Source organism: Rhodococcus zopfii NBRC 100606 = JCM 9919 (assembly GCF_001895025.1).
Taxonomy (GTDB): domain Bacteria; phylum Actinomycetota; class Actinomycetes; order Mycobacteriales; family Mycobacteriaceae; genus Rhodococcus; species Rhodococcus zopfii.
Genome location: NZ_BCXI01000090.1, coordinates 1 through 4,261, shown reverse-complemented (window position 1 = coordinate 4,261; position 4,261 = coordinate 1). Strand labels below are relative to the sequence as shown.

General features: G+C 61.3%; 4 protein-coding genes and 1 pseudogene. 2 read left to right on the top strand and 3 right to left on the bottom strand.

Features of this window, described 5'->3' with window-relative positions; genetic code table 11:
* Positions 1 to 16 precede the first annotated feature (16 nt).
* The gene (locus tag RZ1_RS29080; protein ID WP_072816378.1) at positions 17 to 826 is read right to left on the bottom strand and encodes a recombinase family protein; all 810 of its coding nucleotides are present in this window, start codon (positions 824 to 826) and stop codon (positions 17 to 19) included.
* Positions 827 to 1,116: 290 nt separating this feature from the next.
* On the opposite strand from RZ1_RS29080, the pseudogene RZ1_RS31590 reads away from it, so the two are divergent.
* Positions 1,117 to 1,329 (top strand): annotated as a pseudogene (locus RZ1_RS31590) (IS1634 family transposase); the annotation flags it as partial.
* Between the two features lie 165 nt (positions 1,330 to 1,494).
* On the opposite strand, the gene RZ1_RS29070 reads toward RZ1_RS31590, so the two are convergent.
* Positions 1,495 to 1,851 carry an amino acid permease gene (locus RZ1_RS29070; RefSeq protein ID WP_072816376.1) on the bottom strand — a complete coding sequence of 119 codons (357 nt, stop codon included), beginning with the start codon at positions 1,849 to 1,851 and terminating at the stop codon, positions 1,495 to 1,497.
* Positions 1,852 to 2,015: 164 nt separating this feature from the next.
* Here RZ1_RS29070 and RZ1_RS29065 point away from each other — a divergent pair, with 164 nt between their 5' ends.
* Positions 2,016 to 2,336 (top strand): hypothetical protein, encoded by a 321-nt coding sequence (locus tag RZ1_RS29065; RefSeq protein WP_072816374.1) that lies wholly within the window; start codon positions 2,016 to 2,018, stop codon positions 2,334 to 2,336.
* A gap of 484 nt (positions 2,337 to 2,820) precedes the next feature.
* Here RZ1_RS29065 and RZ1_RS30350 read toward each other — a convergent pair.
* Positions 2,821 to 4,261 (bottom strand): LGFP repeat-containing protein (locus RZ1_RS30350; RefSeq protein WP_072816372.1); only part of this gene is annotated, 1,441 nt, incomplete at its 5' end.

Below are 4,261 nucleotides of genomic sequence, written 5' to 3'. Positions count from 1 at the left end.
ATTCGTGGTGAGCGGATCATGTGACGCGACCAAGAACGCGGCCGGCGCGAGCCAGCTTCTCGCGCTCGCGATCCGCGGCGCGGGCGGACGCTGATCGTCGGCGCGAGTCGGCACGAGCACGTGAATCGACAAGCCGCGCAACCGTTGACGGATGCCACCGTCCGCCGCGTTTCGCGGGCACGCCAGCGTCGTTGAGGCGGCGGGCGATAGCTCGCACGCCGACCCCTTCGGCGGCCCAGGCACGCATCTGGCGCAGGACAGCAGCTTCCTGGGGGTGCTCGATGAGCTGGTGATCGACAACACGCTGACCGTAGGGAGGCGATCCTGTTGCGTATCCGCCGCTTTCGGCCTTCTGCCGTCTCCCTGATTTCAGGCGTTTGACGATCAGCCCACGTTCGAGCTGGGCGGCGGCTCCCATGACCTGCCGGACGAACGTGCGCATCGGATCGTCGTCGTCGTCGGGGAGGTGTTCTCCCCGGTCGGCGGTGAAGAATCGCTTTCCGTGTGCCCACACCACCGACAGGATGGCTTCCTGCTGGGTGAGGTGGCGGGCGAGGCGATCGAGGTTGGGAGCGAGTAGGGCGTCGACCTTCCCATCGGTGAGCATCTGCAACGCTTCGGCCAGGCCGGGGCGTTCGTCGTCACCGGCCTTTCCGGTAACCCCCTCGTCCCGGCACATCCTCACGATCCGCATGTTGTGTGTGCGGGCGTAGTTGCGGCAGTCCTTCTCCTGGACGTCGAGGCCATAGCCCTCAAGCTGCGTTCCGGTGCTGACTCGGCAGAGCACGACTACCCGGATCGGACGCGGTTCGTGGGTTACCGTCATGCTCTCAGCGTATCTATCTATGGATATAGATAGAACGAAGCAGGTAGAGCGGATTTCGTCCGATGGAGTGGGCCGTACTTGCTCCGGCGGGGGTTTCCCGGTGGCGAAGCCACCGGTTTCTCCTCGTTCCCCGGTCGGGAGGCCCCCGGTGGCGTCGCTACCGGGTTGTGGGGCCAGTGCGCCGCAGTCCGCGGCGGTGGTGAAGGCCCGCGAGGGGAGGCCCCGCCAGGGGCCGAGCCGTGAGGCGACCATAGTGTTGTTTAAGCAGGTAGGTTCGGGCGGTAGCATTCGTGCGGAAAGTGCGCACCGCCTCCGGGGCGGTAGCGGTGCAGGTCGTGCGCAGACACCGCGGCCGGCACGAGATCCTCGCCCACGTCGGGTCCGCACATACCGACGTCGAGCTGGGCATTCTGCTTGAGCGAGCCCGACAGTTCCTGCACGGCGATCAGGGCATGCTGGATCTGGATGTGCCGTCGCCCGTCGCGCAGATCGCCGATGTTGCCCTCGGCCGGACCCTCGCGACGTGGCTGCCCGTCATACGAATCGACGGCCTCCGATCCAACGATGTATAACCTCACCGAACACCCCTGATCGGCACAGGCTCATGCTCATGCCTGCCCTTTCAGGTATTCCGTGGTGTCCTGCAGGACCCATCGGCAATAGCGGTGTCACACCCGCCGCCGCCGCCAAGCCCACACGCACAACCCGATTCCCGCGAGCGATGCCACCGGCAGCACCCATCTCCACCGGCGCAGTGTCACGAACCGCTGGTACTGCTCGCTCGACAAGAACTGCAGACCGGGGCGATTCGCAGTGGGCGGTTCCCACCAGTAACTTCCCGAGCCGGTCAACACTTCAGGCCAAGCGAAGACACCGATCGCGGTCGCGATGACGATGCAGGTGACGGGGAACGCCACCCAGAACCACGGGAACCCTGGCGCGCTACCGAGCCGGGTTCGTCGTCGCACCACCACGCCCGCCGCCAACCCCAGCAGTGCCAGAACACCAAGCATCAACCACGCCATATCGTCGGACGATACTGTGCTGTCGTCCGGAGGTCTGGAAGCTCCGCACGGTGTGCTGCTGAAGGATCAGCAAACAGGACATGTCGACCAGACCAAGACGGGTAAGTAGGTTTGCGACCTATGCCAGCCATCCTCACAGCACACTGCATAGGTGACCGAAGATCATGACTCCGTTGACCGGCGCCGACCTCAACCGGGACGCCTGGACTGTACACCGGCCGGACAGTCCACAGCTCATCTCTCCGCACGCCGCATTCACCGCGTTGCGCCAGGGCCACCCGGGCGAATCCTGGATCCCGACTGGCATCACATCCGTGTCGAATGGGGTTCTGCTGGAAAATGAACGCCTCAGCTACGGGGCAGGGTTCTGCCTCGACATGACTGCGGATCAACCGGATGGCGTTGTCCCCGGACTCGTCCGCGTCAGCGAATCCCGATGCGGAGACCTCGCCATGCCGTTTCGATCCGAATCCGACCAGCAGTAGACGGAACGAACAGATCAAATCACGTCGCCCCTTACACAAACCAAGCCAGAAAAGGTTGAGTAATTTGAGTCACGTCGAGCAAGAGTACGATACGGTATTCGATTCATGGTCGCTGCAGTTTTTGGCTGCATTAACAATGGGGTTAGTCGATGAGCAGGCTAGGGGTTCCATGCGGGTAGAATTGATTTCCTTAGAGGAACACTTAGGAACAGTAATAGTTGTGGTAGAGCACTACGGAAACGGAGATGTTCCGCTATCCCGGCGCGGGTACAAATTGATCCTCGATGAACTGCGAAGGATATCGCCAGGCGGTGACGCAAGGGCGGCTGCCGGCCTTTATTTGGATGACCTCGCCAGTCCGGGTCCAATGCAAGATCCGCCGGCAGAAGGTGACATTACATGGATCACTCGCCCTGGATGGATGAACCCTTCCTAGCGGTGCCGCCCACTTAACACCATAGGGGGCGGCACCGCGCTCGGAATATTACCCTCCCGTATCCGGCTCAGGGTTCATCAGTGCCACGTCAACCCATGGGTCGCATATTTCTGTGTTCGACAGTGGAGTATTTCCACCACCACAGTATGCAGTTACAACTCCAACGGGTCCCGGAGCGCCTGCCGGAGACAGTTTGTATCCCTCAGGGAATGACCTGAAGTCGTATATAGCATGCACTGTACGCCGTTCGACTTCTTCACAGTCGTACCCGTCCCATTCAAGATGACAGAATCTGTCTACAGCGTGAACGTAGAAATCTCTTCCTTCGTCGCCGCCACTACGAGGTTTATGCTTGGATGACTCCAGGATCATCGCGATTGAGTCCGGATAACGCAATTGATGCTTGTGCTCCGCTTTGTCCTGTCCCCATCCGTCATTCCAGGAACCGCTCCAGTAGCCTTGCCGTACCGGCATCACTCCGTAGCTGATGAAATCAGGATTCGTTGCTTCTGCCAGAATTTCGGCGGTTGGATAGTTGGCGGCAACATCCGGAGGAGGCCAGGTGGCGCCAGGGGGGATATCAAATGGTTGGATTTCGAGGGCATCTTGACGCAATAGCGTCGGATCGGGGTCAACAGGTTCTTCGTAGGTAGCTGTGAGCACCCGGCCGGTGCCAGTTGTATTGATGACACCATTGTCAAAGCGCTGACTCAGCGTAATTACCGGCTGGCCTGGAACTTGTCTACTTGCGTCTGGCGCCTGTGCGCCGTTGGCTGGAGCTCCGAATATTCCTTCGTAACCGCCATGCGCGTTCCATATTTTCAGCAACTCGCCGGAGATTTCATGGGCACCGGTGATCGCCGTCCACCAAATGCTTGCGTCATTCTCGAAGTCGGCGAATCGTGCGATTCCGTCAGTGGTGACCTGTTCGTCCTCCAACGGATAACCGAGGTGCCCGTCCTCCCTGCCTGTCGAAGTCCAGCGATCTCGAATGTCTCGGTACAAGACATGTGCGCCGGTTTGCCCGGACCAGGTGATGGTGCCGTTGAGGAAGTTGTTGTAGCGGCCGTTGTACTTGTTGACGGCGATCTCGTCGCTGCTGGGGTAGCCGAGGGGGCCGGTTTCGGCACCGAGAGCGTGGTATTTGTCGCGGATGGCGCCGCCGATGGCGCCGAGGGAGACCGGGCTCCAGTAGATGGAGCCGCCTTGGAAGTCCTGGCGCCGGCCGTTCTGCAGCACGATCTCGTCGGTGGTGGGATATCCGAGGAAGCCGGCTTCCCAGTTGTGCTGGCCCCACTTCATCATGAAGTGGTTGACCACGGGGTGCGCGCCGGCGTTGGGGTGCCAGTAGATCGGGCCGTTGGCGAAGGTTTGGCGGCGTCCGACCTGGTCGGGGTTGACCAGTTCGTTGCTGGTGGGCCAGAGCAGGAAGCTGTTCGGTCCGCCGAGGGAGTCGTACTTGACGCGGATCTCCCCGCAGACGACGTAC